Annotated in this window: 13 protein-coding genes; 10 read left to right on the plus strand and 3 right to left on the minus strand. The window is 42.6% G+C overall.

Annotation, left to right across the window (positions count from 1 at the left end):
• The first annotated feature begins 179 nt into the window (after positions 1-179).
• The 6 genes from cmk to pyrF all read left to right on the plus strand — a co-directional run bounded on the left by cmk (position 180) and on the right by pyrF (position 5,621).
• Positions 180-860 carry a (d)CMP kinase gene (gene cmk / locus ACRQQK_RS03855; RefSeq protein WP_042486803.1) on the plus strand — a complete coding sequence of 227 codons (681 nt, stop codon included), beginning with the start codon at positions 180-182 and terminating at the stop codon, positions 858-860.
• Between the two features lie 105 nt (positions 861-965).
• Positions 966-2,636 (plus strand): 30S ribosomal protein S1, encoded by a 1,671-nt coding sequence (gene rpsA, locus ACRQQK_RS03860; protein ID WP_457510125.1) that lies wholly within the window; start codon positions 966-968, stop codon positions 2,634-2,636.
• Between the two features lie 308 nt (positions 2,637-2,944).
• Positions 2,945-3,223, plus strand: a complete 279-nt coding sequence (gene ihfB, locus ACRQQK_RS03865; RefSeq protein ID WP_042486798.1) for an integration host factor subunit beta — start codon at positions 2,945-2,947, stop codon at positions 3,221-3,223.
• A 129-nt stretch (positions 3,224-3,352) separates the two neighbouring features.
• The gene (locus tag ACRQQK_RS03870; protein WP_457510126.1) at positions 3,353-3,640 is read left to right on the plus strand and encodes a LapA family protein; all 288 of its coding nucleotides are present in this window, start codon (positions 3,353-3,355) and stop codon (positions 3,638-3,640) included.
• 12 nt (positions 3,641-3,652) lie between these two features.
• On the plus strand, positions 3,653-4,822 hold the full coding sequence (gene lapB / locus ACRQQK_RS03875; RefSeq protein ID WP_042486793.1) for a lipopolysaccharide assembly protein LapB: 1,170 nt from the start codon (positions 3,653-3,655) through the stop codon (positions 4,820-4,822).
• 103 nt (positions 4,823-4,925) lie between these two features.
• The gene (gene pyrF, locus ACRQQK_RS03880; protein WP_457510127.1) at positions 4,926-5,621 is read left to right on the plus strand and encodes an orotidine-5'-phosphate decarboxylase; all 696 of its coding nucleotides are present in this window, start codon (positions 4,926-4,928) and stop codon (positions 5,619-5,621) included.
• Positions 5,622-5,665: 44 nt separating this feature from the next.
• Here pyrF and miaE read toward each other — a convergent pair whose 3' ends face one another.
• Positions 5,666-6,436 (minus strand): tRNA isopentenyl-2-thiomethyl-A-37 hydroxylase MiaE, encoded by a 771-nt coding sequence (gene miaE / locus ACRQQK_RS03885; RefSeq protein WP_457510129.1) that lies wholly within the window; start codon positions 6,434-6,436, stop codon positions 5,666-5,668.
• Between the two features lie 71 nt (positions 6,437-6,507).
• A complete protein-coding gene (locus ACRQQK_RS03890) occupies positions 6,508-7,272 on the minus strand; it encodes a hypothetical protein (RefSeq protein ID WP_042486783.1) in 765 nt (254 codons plus the stop codon).
• Between the two features lie 309 nt (positions 7,273-7,581).
• Between ACRQQK_RS03890 and cysB the strand changes: the two genes are divergently transcribed.
• Together cysB and ACRQQK_RS03900 are read left to right on the plus strand one after the other, a co-directional pair.
• Positions 7,582-8,556, plus strand: coding sequence for an HTH-type transcriptional regulator CysB (gene cysB / locus ACRQQK_RS03895; RefSeq protein ID WP_457510130.1), 975 nt, complete (start codon positions 7,582-7,584; stop codon positions 8,554-8,556).
• A 54-nt stretch (positions 8,557-8,610) separates the two neighbouring features.
• Entirely contained in the window at positions 8,611-9,813 is a 1,203-nt protein-coding gene (locus ACRQQK_RS03900) for a methyltransferase (protein WP_457510131.1), read from the plus strand.
• Between the two features lie 43 nt (positions 9,814-9,856).
• Here the strand turns inward: ACRQQK_RS03900 and ald are convergent, their stop codons facing one another.
• Positions 9,857-10,981, minus strand: coding sequence for an alanine dehydrogenase (gene ald / locus ACRQQK_RS03905; RefSeq protein ID WP_457510132.1), 1,125 nt, complete (start codon positions 10,979-10,981; stop codon positions 9,857-9,859).
• Positions 10,982-11,137: 156 nt separating this feature from the next.
• Here ald and lrp point away from each other — a divergent pair, with 156 nt between their 5' ends.
• On the plus strand, positions 11,138-11,632 hold the full coding sequence (gene lrp / locus ACRQQK_RS03910; protein WP_004726475.1) for a leucine-responsive transcriptional regulator Lrp: 495 nt from the start codon (positions 11,138-11,140) through the stop codon (positions 11,630-11,632).
• A 188-nt stretch (positions 11,633-11,820) separates the two neighbouring features.
• Entirely contained in the window at positions 11,821-14,697 is a 2,877-nt protein-coding gene (locus tag ACRQQK_RS03915) for a DNA translocase FtsK 4TM domain-containing protein (protein WP_457510133.1), read from the plus strand.
• Positions 14,698-14,738 lie beyond the last annotated feature (41 nt).

Consider the following 14,738-nt stretch of genomic DNA (forward strand, 5'->3'; position numbering starts at 1 on the left):
TGTAAATTGGTTTCATAACCTCCTATCGACTGCGCGTTTGCTCATTAAAATGCGATATATGGAAATCCTTCCTAGCACCTTTGTCCTATTGCCACTATAATTTTTCGCCGATGAAACGTGGATACCGTCTATCTACGGAAATAAAAGTTATCTTCGAATAACAATAAGTGGAGTAAAACATGCCCTCACACACTCCGGTGATTACTGTCGACGGCCCAAGTGGCGCAGGCAAAGGCACCCTTTGTATGCTTTTAGCAAACAAACTCGGTTTTCATCTTTTAGACTCAGGTGCGATTTATCGAGTATTAGCACTTGCTGCTATCCACCATGGTGTGGATCTTGAGTCTGAAGACGCGTTAGTGCCTCTGGCTATGCATTTAGATGTTCAGTTCATCGCTGAAGGTGACTTAGTTAAAGTTATCCTTGAAGGCGAAGATGTTTCCAAAGAACTGCGCAAAGAAGAGACTGGCATGGCAGCTTCTAAAGTCGCGGCTCAACCTCGTGTTCGTGAGGCTTTACTGCGCAGACAACGCGCATTTGCTGAAGGGAATGGCTTAGTAGCTGACGGTCGTGATATGGGAACTGTGGTATTCCCTAACGCTGAAGCTAAAATTTTCTTAGATGCCAGCGCTGAAGAAAGAGCTCGTAGACGATTCAAGCAGTTGCAACTGAAGGGGCTTGATGTTAAATTTGACGCCCTTTTAAGCGAAATCCAAGAGCGTGACGATCGAGATCGTAACCGCCCAGTGGCTCCATTACGCCCTGCCGAGGATGCGCTTGTGCTTGATTCAACCGAAATGTCTATCGACGAAGTTGTCGAAAAAGCACTACAATATATCGAATCGAAGTTGGCGGAATAAACCACGTCAGCTAAGAGCGTTGGTCGCAAGGATGATGACTGGCGAATTTAATAACCCCCATGTGGTAGGATGCCCGTGGACGTTTAATTATTGAAGATTAAATAAATGACTGAATCTTTTGCTCAACTCTTTGAAGAGTTCCTAAATGAAACTGAGTTCCAACAAGGTAGTATCGTTAAAGGTACTGTAGTAGCTATCGAGAACGGTTACGTTCTTGTAGATGCTGGCCTTAAGTCTGAGTCTGCTATCCCTGCTGAACAGTTCAAGAACGCTGCTGGCGAACTTGAAGTTGAAGTTGGTTCTGAAGTAGATGTTGCTCTAGACGCTGTTGAAGACGGTTTCGGTGAAACTCAACTTTCTCGTGAGAAAGCTAAGCGTCACGAATCATGGATCGTTCTTGAGAAAGCATACGAAGAAGCTGAAACTGTTGTTGGTATCATCAACGGTAAAGTTAAAGGCGGTTTCACTGTTGAACTAAACGGTATCCGTGCATTCCTTCCAGGCTCTCTAGTAGACGTACGTCCTATCCGTGACACTGCTCACCTAGAAAACAAAGAGCTAGAGTTCAAAGTTATCAAGCTAGACCAGAAACGTAACAACGTAGTTGTTTCTCGTCGTGCTGTTATCGAATCAGAAAGCAGCGTTGAGCGTGACGAACTTCTTGAAACTCTACAAGAAGGTACTGAAGTTAAAGGTATCGTTAAGAACCTTACTGATTACGGTGCATTCGTTGACCTTGGTGGTGTTGACGGTCTTCTACATATCACTGATATGGCATGGAAACGCGTTAAACACCCATCAGAAATCGTTAACGTTGGTGACGAAATCCTAGTTAAAGTTCTTAAGTTCGACCGTGACCGTACTCGCGTATCACTAGGTCTTAAGCAACTAGGCGAAGATCCATGGGTAGCAATCGCTAAGCGTTACCCAGAAGGTCACAAACTATCTGGTCGCGTAACTAACCTAACTGATTACGGCTGTTTCGTTGAGATCGAAGAAGGCGTTGAAGGTCTAGTTCACGTTTCAGAAATGGATTGGACTAACAAGAACATCCACCCATCTAAAGTTGTTAATGTAGGCGACGAAGTTGAGGTTATGGTTCTTGATATCGACGAAGAGCGTCGTCGTATCTCTCTAGGTCTGAAACAGTGTAAAGCTAACCCATGGCAGTCATTCGCTGAAGCGCAAGCTAAAGGCGACAAAGTTACTGGTAAGATCAAGTCAATCACTGACTTCGGTATCTTCATCGGTCTTGACGGCGGCATCGACGGTCTAGTTCACCTATCTGACATCTCTTGGAACGTTCCTGGAGAAGAAGCTGTACGTGAGTACAAGAAAGGCGACGAAATCTCTGCAGTTGTTCTAGCAGTAGACGCAGAGCGTGAGCGTATTTCTCTAGGCGTTAAGCAAATGGAAAACGACCCATTCAATGCTTATGTAGCTGACAACAAGAAAGGTGTTCTAGTTAACGGTACTGTTACTGCAGTTGACGCTAAAGGCGCAACTATCGAGCTAGAAGAAGGTGTAGAAGGTTACATCCGCGCTTCTGAAGTTGCTCGTGACCGTGTTGAAGATGCAACTCTAATCCTAAGTGTTGGTGACAGCGTTGAAGCGAAATTTACTGGTGTAGACCGTAAGAACCGCGTAATCAACCTATCTATCAAAGCTAAAGATGAAGCTGAAGAACAAGAAGCAATGGCTTCTATCAACCAAGAAGATGGTGGTTCTTTCGGTAACGCAATGGCAGACGCTTTCAAAGCAGCTAAAGGCGAATAATAGCTATAGCTATCGCTAAATAAGAAGGAGCCGAAAGGCTCCTTTTTTTTGCCTTGTTAATTTCTAAGTTTAAAATTTTAGAATGTTTAACCCGCTGAACCTTATGCAGTTAGTGTTCTTTTTCATTAAAAGAGAGTGTTTGTTCGGCATCTATAACCTAGATGGGCTAATGTTTTAGTAAATAAACAGAAATTCTTTAGAAAACTATTAGGTGTTTTGCTGGATCATTTTCTACAATACTAAGTAAGTGTTTGTTGGAATTGATATTACTCACTATAATGAGTAATAAAAAATATGTGAGGGAAGTTATGACTAAGTCTGAATTGATCGAAAGGCTCTGTGCTGAGCAAACACATCTGTCGGCAAAAGAAATCGAAGATGCGGTAAAAGATATTCTTGAGCATATGGCCAACACTCTAGAGAGTGGAGATCGCATCGAAATTCGTGGTTTCGGTAGCTTCTCTCTTCACTATCGCGAGCCACGCGTTGGCCGTAACCCTAAAACAGGTGAAAAAGTGGAACTTGAAGGCAAATATGTGCCTCATTTCAAACCTGGTAAGGAATTACGCGAGAGAGTGAACGGTTAAATTCTCTAGCTTGAAGAAATTGGCGGCACACTGATGAGGTGTGCCGCTTTTTTATGATATATAGACATGGTTTGTCAGGGCATTTTCCTGCATAATCAGTAAAGCCGATTTATTGATAGGTGATGGACTATGAAAATTATAAAAATCGTTGTGGTACTCGCTCTCTTTTTGATTGCACTGGCTTTGGGTTCCCAAAACCAAGAAGTCGTGACTTTCAATTATCTACTTGCACAAGGTGAGTTTCACCTATCCACTCTCCTCGGTTCTGTATTTGTCACTGGCTTTGTCCTTGCTTGGATTATTTTTGGCAGCTTACATCTTAAATCTCAATTGAAAGTACGTAAGTTAAACAAACAACTGAAAAAAGTGACGCCAACAGTTAAAGACTCATCTGAAAACAGAGTTAATATTGGATAAGGCTGTTTTTAGATGTTAGAAATTCTCTTCTTGTTACTACCAATCGCTGCCGCTTATGGTTGGTATATGGGTAATCGTAGTGCCCAGCATGACAAGCAGAAACATTCTCACCAAATCTCACGTCAATATGTTACGGGTTTAAACTTGTTATTGTCTGATCAATCAGACAAGGCAGTTGATCACTTTATTGAACTTCTTCAAGTAGATAACGAAACCATCGATACTCACCTTGCTTTGGGTAATTTGTTTCGTTCTCGTGGAGAAGTTGATCGTGCTATTCGTATTCACCAAAATTTAATCTCCCGCTCGGGGCTAACCATAGAACAGAAAAATCTGGCTCTTCAGCAGCTCGCGAAAGATTACATGGTTTCCGGCTTCTTGGATCGTGCAGAGAAAATTTTTGAACAACTTATCGATGAACCTGAACATCGCGAATCTGCATTGCAGCAATTGACATCCATTTATCAACAAACACGTGAATGGCACAAAGCCATCGAATGTGCGTCAGCGTTGGTAAAAATGGGGCGTAAACGCATGAAAAGCAGCATTGCTCATTTCTTGTGTGAATTGGCGATGCAGGAAAAAGCAAATGGTAGCGACAGCAAAAGTATTCAGCTTTTTAAACGAGCACTAGCAGAAGATCCTAAATGTGTGAGAGCAAGTATTGCTCTAGGAAAGTCTTACTTAGAAAGTGAAGATTATAAGCAGACTATCCATTACATGAAGATGGTTCTGGATCAAGATATCGACTTCATCGGTGAAGTATTGCCTACACTGGCTGAGTGTTATTACCATCTTGGTCAAGAGCATGAACTGGTTGAATTCCTTCGTAAGTGTATCGAAAACAAAGCGGGTGTATCTGCCGAGTTGATGCTGGCTCAGTTGGTTGCTCAGCATGAGGGCGTCGCAACAGCACAAGAACTATTAACACGACAGTTAGTCAAGAATCCAACAATGAAGGGTTTCTATCGCCTTATCGATTATCATATTGCTGAAGCAGAAGAAGGGCGAGCAAAAGCCAGTTTGTCTACGCTTAAGAAGCTTGTTGGTGAACAGTTAAAAGTTAAGCCACATTATCGATGCCGGAAGTGCGGTTTTTCAACCCACTCTTTATATTGGCACTGTCCTTCTTGTAAAGGGTGGGGGTCAGTCAAACCTATTCGTGGTTTGGACGGAGAATAGTAATAGGTCTAAAGGCCACCATTATTGGTTTTTTTTAAGCCAATAAGACTTGCAGCTCTAATGGCTGCATTTTTTTAAGCTCAATAAATACTTAGGAGTAGAAATGAACGACCAGAAAGTGATCGTTGCACTGGATTATGATAATCAAGCGGATGCGCTTGCATTTGTCAGTAGAATCGACCCAACAAGCTGTCGCTTAAAAGTGGGCAAAGAGATGTTTACGCTTTTTGGCCCAGATTTCGTTCGTGAACTACATAAACGTGGCTTCTCTGTATTCTTAGATCTTAAGTTTCATGACATCCCAAATACCTGTTCTAAAGCAGTAAAAGCTGCCGCTGAACTTGGAGTGTGGATGGTCAACGTCCACGCAAGTGGTGGTGAGCGTATGATGGCCGCTTCTCGAGAAATCTTAGAACCGTATGGTAAAGACCGTCCATTGTTGATCGGTGTAACGGTATTGACGAGCATGGAGCAAAGTGATCTTGCTGGTATTGGCCTAGATGTTAAGCCTCAGGAGCAAGTAATGCGTTTAGCGAGCTTAACGAAAAATGCGGGCTTAGATGGCGTGGTGTGTTCTGCTCAGGAATCTCAAATGCTCAAACAAAGCTTAGGTAAGGAGTTTAAATTGGTGACTCCTGGTATTCGTCCGGCTGGTGCTGATGTTGGTGACCAACGCCGTATTATGACGCCATATGAAGCTGTTCAAGCAGGTTCGGATTATTTAGTAATTGGCCGACCAATCACTCAAGCTTCAGACCCTGCCGCAGTACTTGCAGAAATTAACGCATCATTAGCATAAGTAAGTGAGATATGAGAAAAGCCAGCGACACACGCTGGCTTTTTCTATATTGGACAACCGGAATGGAATCTGAACTCAGTGTCATGGGAAGAGATAAGCTTGGCTTCTACTTCGCCAAAATGTTTAACTCTGTCTGTAATATCCCGTGTAGATATTTTCTCAGCAAGTGCTAAGTAATCTTGATAGTGGCGAGCTTCAGACCGTAGGAGTGAAATATAGAATTTCTGAATAGATTCTTTTAAATAAGGAGCGAGCTTAGCAAAGCGTTCGCAGGAACGGGCTTCGATATATGCGCCGATAATTAGCTTATCGATAAGAGCTTCTGGTTCATAAGTTCGGACGTGCTTTATCATGCCTTTCGCGTAGCGACTCGCTGTAATCGGACGATATTCTAAACCCTGCTGTTCAATAATTTCTAAAACCTGATAGAAGTGGTGCAGCTCTTCTTTGATAAGGAGTACCATTTTGTCGATCATATCTTGTCCATAGACACAGCCTTGTTTGGCTGCAATTGATTTAGACAGCTGACTTTTCCCACGCAGCGTATCAAGGTTACCTATGCCTTTGTAAGCAAATAACTCATATGGCTCCACAAGTTGGCTTATCTGCTTTTTACCGTCTTCAGTAAGTACATAACGTTTTAGTAAAAATACAGCGCTCTGAGCCGCTTTTAGCTCACATAAGAGATGGTCTCGCAGGATTCTCGATAGATTTTTAGACTTTCTTGCCTCTTCAATCCAAGCATCAGGAGTTGAGCATTGAAGAAACTGATGAATTGGTTCTAGCAGTGTATTAAAGGTTTGGTCTTGGTTCATAATTCTTATAATAAAAAAGGTTGCCGAGGCAACCTTTCATCAAACTGAGTGTTACGTTGGTAACAAGTATATTACCACTTTTTCTTTTCACCAAAGAGCGCTTCCATATCACTGTTACGTTCTTTCTCTTCGATCTCTTGAAGTTCAGTTGCACTTTTTGATTGTCGTCTATGTTCGAGATCATCATACATTTGCTGAAGCTTATCTCGTGCTTGGTTTGAGTAGTTGTCGTTCTTTGTACTCAGAACATCTAAGCCTTTACGTAACAATTGTATTGCAGTACCCGGTTGGCCTCGAATGATCGAATCATTTGCTCGCTTGATTACGTTTTCAATGTTAATACGGACTTGAATATTTTCAAGACGAGCGTTTTCTGTGACATAAGCTTGGGTTTCAAAGCGACCTTTATTATGTTCACTCTTGATAGTATCGCGTAAACGTTTGACCAGTTTAAGCATTACAATCGCTTGCTTATCACTGCTAGGAACTTTAAAGGTTGTACTGTCACCACCTGGATGATGCTCTTTCAAATGCTTAATTTGCGCATTCATATGCTCAATACGTTGTGCCAACTGTTTATTCTTTGGCTCTAGTTCAAGCATATTCTGTAAGCAATCCAAAATTCGAATATTTAGGCAAAGCAGTAATTCTTTACTAAAAGGCAGGTGATGTGCATTACCGATTAAATCTTCGGTAGCATCAATGATGGCCAAGTATTTTGAGGATTCTTGCTTTCTTGCCGCTTCAACTTTGACTTTATACTGCAACATAATGTTGTAGCCCAACACCAAAACTAACAGTACTGCAACCAGCGCAATGATTAAACCTATATTCATAAATTCCGTGTCTTCATTTTTCAATGACTAGTGAATAGGATACAACAACATAACTTATCACTACACCTAGAAATTTACTAATTTCATTATGTTTTTTTTGAAGCAAAAAACGCTCCTATATATTTTGTTTGAAGGTTCGCACAAAGTTTTGCCGCTAATACTTAAGAATAGAGTCAATTTTTCATCTTAAGCAGTATTTTCTCAAATTTATCTGTTTGCTGAGCTGTGAGACCTTGCAAATTCTATTAGTATGGGTATATAACTAATAATTATAAAGCATACTCATTTAGGCAAGGAATTAGGGCAGTTATGAAGTTGCAGCAATTAAAGTACATCGTTGAGGTGGTCAATCATAATTTGAACGTTTCTGCCACAGCCGAGAGTTTGTACACATCTCAGCCAGGGATCAGTAAACAAGTTCGTTTATTAGAAGATGAACTGGGAATTCAAATATTTGAGCGCAGTGGTAAACACCTTACTCAAGTAACGCAAGCTGGTGAAGATATTGTGCGCATCTCGACAGAAATACTTTCTCGTGTCGAAAGTATCAAAGCCGTTGCTGGTGAACATACTCATCCAGAAATGGGTACGCTTAATATTTCAACTACTCATACGCAAGCACGCTATGCCCTGCCTGAAGTTATTAAAGGCTTTACCGCGCGTTATCCTAAGGTTTCTTTGCATATGCACCAAGGGACGCCGAGTCAAATGTCTGAAGCGATTGCCAAAGGTGTAGCGAACTTTGCTATTGCAACTGAGGCATTGCATCTATACCAAGATGCAGTGATGCTTCCTTGTTATCACTGGAACCGTTCGATTGTTGTTCCTAAAGAGCATCCACTAGCTAAGAAAGATCGCATTTCTATTGAAGATCTGGCGGCTTTCCCGTTAGTCACTTATGTGTTTGGTTTTACAGGGCGCTCTGAGCTGGATACAGCGTTTAATCGAGTAGGGTTAACACCTAAGGTTGTCTTTACTGCTACCGATGCTGACGTTATCAAAACCTATGTTCGTATGGGGGTTGGTGTCGGTGTGATTGCCAGCATGGCAATTGATAAAGAGCAAGACAAAGACCTTATTGCGATTGATGCGAGCCATATTTTTGGAGCGAGTACTACCAGTATTGGTTTCCGCAGAGGCACCTTTTTACGCTCTTATATGTTTGATTTTATGGAGCGTTTTGCGCCTCATTTGACCCGTCCGGTTGTTGAACAAGCTATTTCTCTGAAATCCAACATGGAGATTGAAGAGATGTTTAAAGATATTGAGCTTCCGGTACGTTAAGGCTTTTACTTCATTTCTCTCTCCCTCTAAACTACAGCCTGTTTAGGGGGAGCCATGCAGTCCAAATTTCAAACAATCGATACTTTTCTAGTCACTCACCAGTCTCTTTGGCGTTTTGAAGCATTTCTGCAATGTTTTGAAGGTGTTTCTTCGTGGCAACAGCAGTACCCTCAGTTGCATCACTGGCTCGAGAGTGTAAGCGTTGAAGAGATCGAACGATTGAAGAATGACACTAATGAGTTGATTAATCAGTTGTCTCACTTGATTCCTGAAATTAGTCTTATTCCTCAACTGACCCGCTTGCCCTCTACTCAGTATTCATTATTGGAACGAAACCTAGCTCTTGAAGCGGGAATTCCCGGAAGAAAGCTTTCTCAGATTAAGGCGCTAGGACAAAGCGTCCTGAAACAACATCACGGTCACGAATGGCTAGAATGGTGTTCTGGGAAAGGGTATCTCGGTCGAATTTTGGCTTTTAATTCAAAACAACCCGTTGTGAGTTTTGAATATCAGCAAGCGCTTTGTGAATCTGGACAAAGTGAAGCGGAACATCTCGATTTACCAATGACTTTCGTTCAAGGTGACGCGTTTGAATCCGAAAGTGTGCAAGTTTTTCACTCTGACCAACATGCGGTTGCGCTGCATGCCTGTGGCGATTTGCATGTTCGATTGATGCATAACGCTGCGGCTGCCAAGACTAAAGCGCTTAGCTTTTCGCCATGTTGCTACCATTTAACTCACTATGATACATATCAAGCTCAATCTTCTTTGGGCCAAAACTCCGAACTCCGATTAACCAAGCAAGAACTGCGAATCCCACTTCAGGAAACGGTAACTGGTGGAGAACGGGTTAAACGTCATAGGCAGCAAGAAATGAGTTTCAGGCTGGGGTTAAATGTTCTACTCAAAGAGGAGTTAGGGTTGAGCGAATATATGCCCGTTCCTAGCATCAAGAAGTCCATGTTGAGTGAAGGCTTTGAAGCTTTCTGTTTATGGGCAGTCGAGCAAAAACGCATCATTCTTCCAAAAGTGAATTTCGCGCACTATGAAACAGTGGGTAGACAATATTTTTGGCAAATGGAACGGCTGAGTTTAGTTCAGCAAAGTTTTCGCCGCTTATTGGAAATTTGGCTAGTTTTAGATAAAGCTATGTTTTTACAAGAGGCAGGCTATCACGTCGAGTTGAGCGAGTTTTGCAACAGAGAAGACACACCGAGAAATATCCTTATTCATGCAGTAAGAAATGAGAGCACATAGCGTCTAGGACGCCGAGCTTAAACTCGGCATCCTTTCGTTGGATTTACTTGAACATCTCTATTGCTTGTCTAGGATCTACATAGTCAAGCTGGAAGGCATCGGCTACTGCTTTACAGGTCACTTTACCGTGTATAACGTTTAACCCATTGAGCAATCCTGAATCTTCAAGTAATGCGCTTTGATACCCTTTGTTTGCTAGTTTAAGAATATAGGGTAGTGTTGCGTTGTTGAGAGCATAGGTTGAAGTTCTAGCAACAGCTCCTGGCATGTTTGCTACGCAGTAATGAACCACATCATCGATGATGTATGTCGGTTCTGCGTGCGTAGTGGCATGAGATGTTTCGAAGCAACCTCCCTGGTCAATAGCAACATCGACGATGGCTGAACCAGTTTTCATCTGGCAAATGTGCTGTTTAGTCACCAGTTTTGGCGCTGCTGCACCGGGAATCAAAACTGCGCCTATCACTAAGTCGGCATTTAGAACATTTTGTTCTACGGTATCTTTGGTTGAGAATAAGACTTTCGCTCTGCCCTGAAACTCTTCATCAAGCCTGCGTAATGTATCGATATTTTTATCGATGATGGTAACGTCAGCTCTTAGGCCAACAGCCATTCGTGCGGCGTTTGCGCCTACAACACCACCGCCTAGGATGACGATTTTTGCTGGGGCGACCCCCGGGACACCGCTGAGTAATAAACCACATCCGCCACGCGATTTTTCTAAAGCCTGTGCACCCGCTTGAATAGACATTCTGCCTGCGACCTCAGACATTGGTGCTAATAGTGGTAAGCGACCCATATTATCTGTTACAGTCTCATATGCTATACAGACAGCTTTGCTCTTGATTAGCTCTTCAGTTTGTGGAAAATCTGGGGCTAGGTGTAAATAAGTAAATAATATTTGCCCTTCTTTGAGCAATGCTCGTTCTACAGCTTGAGGTTCTTTAACCTTTACAATCATCTCTGCTTTCGCAAATATGTCGGCAGCGGTAGGAAGAATGGATGCGCCCGACGAGATATAATCGTTGTCGGAAATACCAATGCCATGTCCGGCATTTGTTTCTATCAATACTTGGTGGCCGTGAGAGACTAGCTCTCTCACACTTGATGGGATCATACCTACACGGTATTCGTGGTTTTTGATTTCTTTAGGTACACCAATGATCATCCTGACTCCTTAGTCTTACTTGGTTGTATTGACTGTGTCTTGAGTTTTATGGCGAGTTTATTGCTAGTATATGCGCTATTGTTTAAGATTTGAAACTGCATATTAAAAAGTTGTAGTATATTTTTTGCAAGGAAGTAATTAAGGTGGAATATAAAAATGGCAGACAACTATAAAAGGCCGTCCAAGGATCTTGATCGTATCGACCGCAACATCTTGAATGAGTTGCAGAAAGACGGTCGTATTTCGAACGTTGAATTATCTAAGCGAGTAGGTCTATCTCCAACTCCGTGCTTGGAGCGTGTACGTCGCTTAGAACGTCAGGGGTACATTACGGGTTATACAGCGTTATTAAACCCTCAATATCTTGATGCATCATTATTGGTTTTTGTAGAAATCACTCTAAACCGTGGTGCTCCAGATGTGTTTGAACAGTTTAATACTGCAGTACAAAAACTGGATGATATTCAAGAATGTCATTTAGTTTCAGGTGATTTCGACTATTTGTTGAAAACTCGTGTATCAGACATGGGTGCTTACCGTAAGCTACTTGGGGATACCTTGTTGCGTTTACCTGGTGTAAACGACACTCGTACCTACGTAGTAATGGAAGAAGTTAAACAAACCAATCAGTTAGTCATTAAAACTCGTTAATCGTGCTGAAGTTCAGAATAGTGGTATTTCTTTCCGCATTCTGACTTTAGTTAATTGGGTTTTTGACCTTGATATGGTTAAATCTTCGAACAAACCGAGCGGCTTTTGCCGCTCGGACTGTTTTCACCTATCCAATATGAGTATAGTGTTACTCACGTTGGCCATAATAATCATATTCAAGTTGGTTTATGTTCAAAGAGAACAAAAATAAAGTCGAAACAATTATCAAAACGAGTGAAGAGTTTGACTCTGGACGTTTGGATGGTATTCAAAGACTTAAAGAGTGCGGGCTGATACTGGCGGTTCTGGCTTCTATTTTATTAGCAGTAGCATTGTTCACATTTAGTCCTGCCGATCCCTCATGGTCTCAAACTGCATGGGGTTCTGATATTCAAAACGGTGGCGGAATTATCGGCGCTTGGGTCGCAGATACGTTATTTTTTGTCTTCGGTTCACTTGCTTATCCTTTACCCATTATTTTAACCGCAGGCGCATGGGTGGTGTTTCGTAAACGTCGCGAAGATGAAAGCATTGATTTGATGCTTTGGGGAACGCGCTTGCTCGGTCTAGTGGTCCTTTTATTAACCAGTTGTGGCTTAGCGGACATTAATTTCGACGACATCTGGTACTTTTCATCTGGTGGTGTTGTCGGTGACGTCCTTACTAGCTTAGCTTTGCCTACGTTAAACGTATTAGGTACGACACTGGCTTTGCTGTTTTTCTGGGGCGCAGGTTTTACGCTATTAACAGGCATTTCATGGTTGAGTATTGTTGAGGGGCTAGGCGATTTAAGTATTGCAGGTCTACATAGGTTACTTAATCGCATGCGTGGTGAAAAAGACGAAATCGTTGAACCTCAACTAACGCCTCCATCTCTCATAGAACCTATTCAAACCCAAGCGTTAGAGCCAGCAGATGAAACACTTGATTCTGTTGAAAGCATTTCAGCTATTCCTCTGGAAACAGAAAATGAGTCTCAGCCAACAACACGCCGCTTCAATATTCATATGCCTAAAGAAGAGCCTGTTTTCAGCTCTAAAGTCGAAGCGAAAGTTGAAACGGATGAATCGTTTTCAGCGCCACTTTCACCTGCGCCTAACTATGATTACGACGAGGATGAGGAGCTTCCTCCTCGCGCTAAGCAGCTCTCAGCAACAATCGAAGAACTTGATATGGTTGCCCGTGAATCGGATGACTTTGCTCAAGATGACGTGACTTCCAGCGCCGAGCCCGAACACAATCGATTCATGGATCAGATAGATATTGCTGACGAACCACCAGTAGATACACGCCAACTTGAAAATGTAGTGAATACCGTAGAGTTGGAAGATGACACTCACATTGAACCAACAATTTCTAACTTTGATGTTCTCGATGATGAGGACGAATGGCAACCTCAGTCTACGCAGTCTGAATATGACATTGATGATTATGAAGATGAAGACAGCGATGAGACTGAAGAAGATAAAGATCTGACGGCTTTCCAGAGTTTAGTGTCAGAAGCTCAGTCAAATATGGCAGGCCAACAAAACCCATTCCTGATGCAAAAAGACGTGAATTTGCCAAAACCGTCTGAACCAATGCCGACACTAGAACTGCTGTATCACCCAGAAAAACGTGAAAACTTCATTGATAGAGCTGCTTTGGAAGAGATAGCTCGCTTAGTTGAAGCGAAATTGGCGGACTATAAGATACAAGCGGAAGTGGTCGATATCTTCCCTGGGCCAGTTATTACGCGTTTTGAATTGGATTTGGCTCCAGGTGTTAAGGTGAGCCGAATTTCGAGCTTGTCGATGGATTTAGCGCGTTCTCTGTCTGCAATGGCAGTTCGTGTGGTTGAAGTTATACCGGGTAAACCATATGTCGGTCTAGAGTTGCCGAATATGAGCCGCCAAACCGTGTATTTGTCTGACGTTATTAGCAGCCCTCAGTTTAAAGAGTCTAAATCTCCGACAACGATCGTATTAGGGCAGGATATTGCAGGTGAAGCTGTGGTAGCCGATCTTGCCAAAATGCCTCATGTTCTTGTGGCTGGTACTACAGGTTCGGGTAAATCTGTCGGCGTGAACGTCATGATTCTGAGTATGTTGTATAAATCTACACCTGAAGATGTTCGTTTCATTATGATTGACCCGAAAATGTTGGAGTTGTCTATTTATGAAGGTATCCCGCATTTGCTGTCTGAAGTAGTGACAGACATGAAAGACGCATCAAATGCATTGCGTTGGTGTGTTGGTGAAATGGAACGTCGATATAAACTGATGTCAGTTTTAGGTGTGCGAAACATCAAAGGCTTTAATGATAAGTTGAAGATGGCTGCTGAAGCTGGTCACCCGATTCACGATCCACTGTGGAAAGAAGGTGACAGTATGGACGCGGAAGCGCCACTGCTTGAGAAGTTACCTTATATTGTTGTGGTCGTGGATGAGTTCGCAGATTTAATGATGGTGGTGGGTAAGAAAGTCGAAGAGCTTATTGCTCGCCTTGCGCAGAAAGCACGCGCAGCGGGAATTCACCTGATATTGGCAACTCAACGTCCTTCTGTAGATGTTATTACAGGCTTGATTAAAGCGAATATTCCAACTCGTGTGGCATTTACCGTATCGACTAAGACGGACTCTCGAACTATCTTAGATCAAGGTGGTGCGGAATCGTTGCTTGGTATGGGGGATATGCTCTATCTGCCCCCGGGTTCCAGCCATACAACCCGTGTACATGGTGCATTTGCATCCGATGATGATGTACATGCAGTAGTGAATAACTGGAAAGCGCGAGGCAAACCAAACTACATCAGTGACATTATCAGTGGCGATCAAAGTCCAGAGATGATGCTACCAGGTGAAAGAATGGAAAGTGATGAAGAGGTTGACCCTCTGTTTGATCAGGTAGTAGAACACGTTGTAGAAACGCGTCGAGGTTCTGTGTCTGGCGTACAGCGTCGCTTTAAAATCGGTTATAACCGAGCAGCACGTATTGTTGAACAGCTTGAAGCTCAGGGTATCGTGAGTGCTCCGGGTCACAATGGTAACCGTGAAGTTCTCTCTCCAGCACCAATCAGAGATTAACAATCAACAACTCATGAACATAAAAAAAGGCGCCAATCGGC

It is taken from the genome of Vibrio sp. C8 (genome assembly GCF_054051265.1).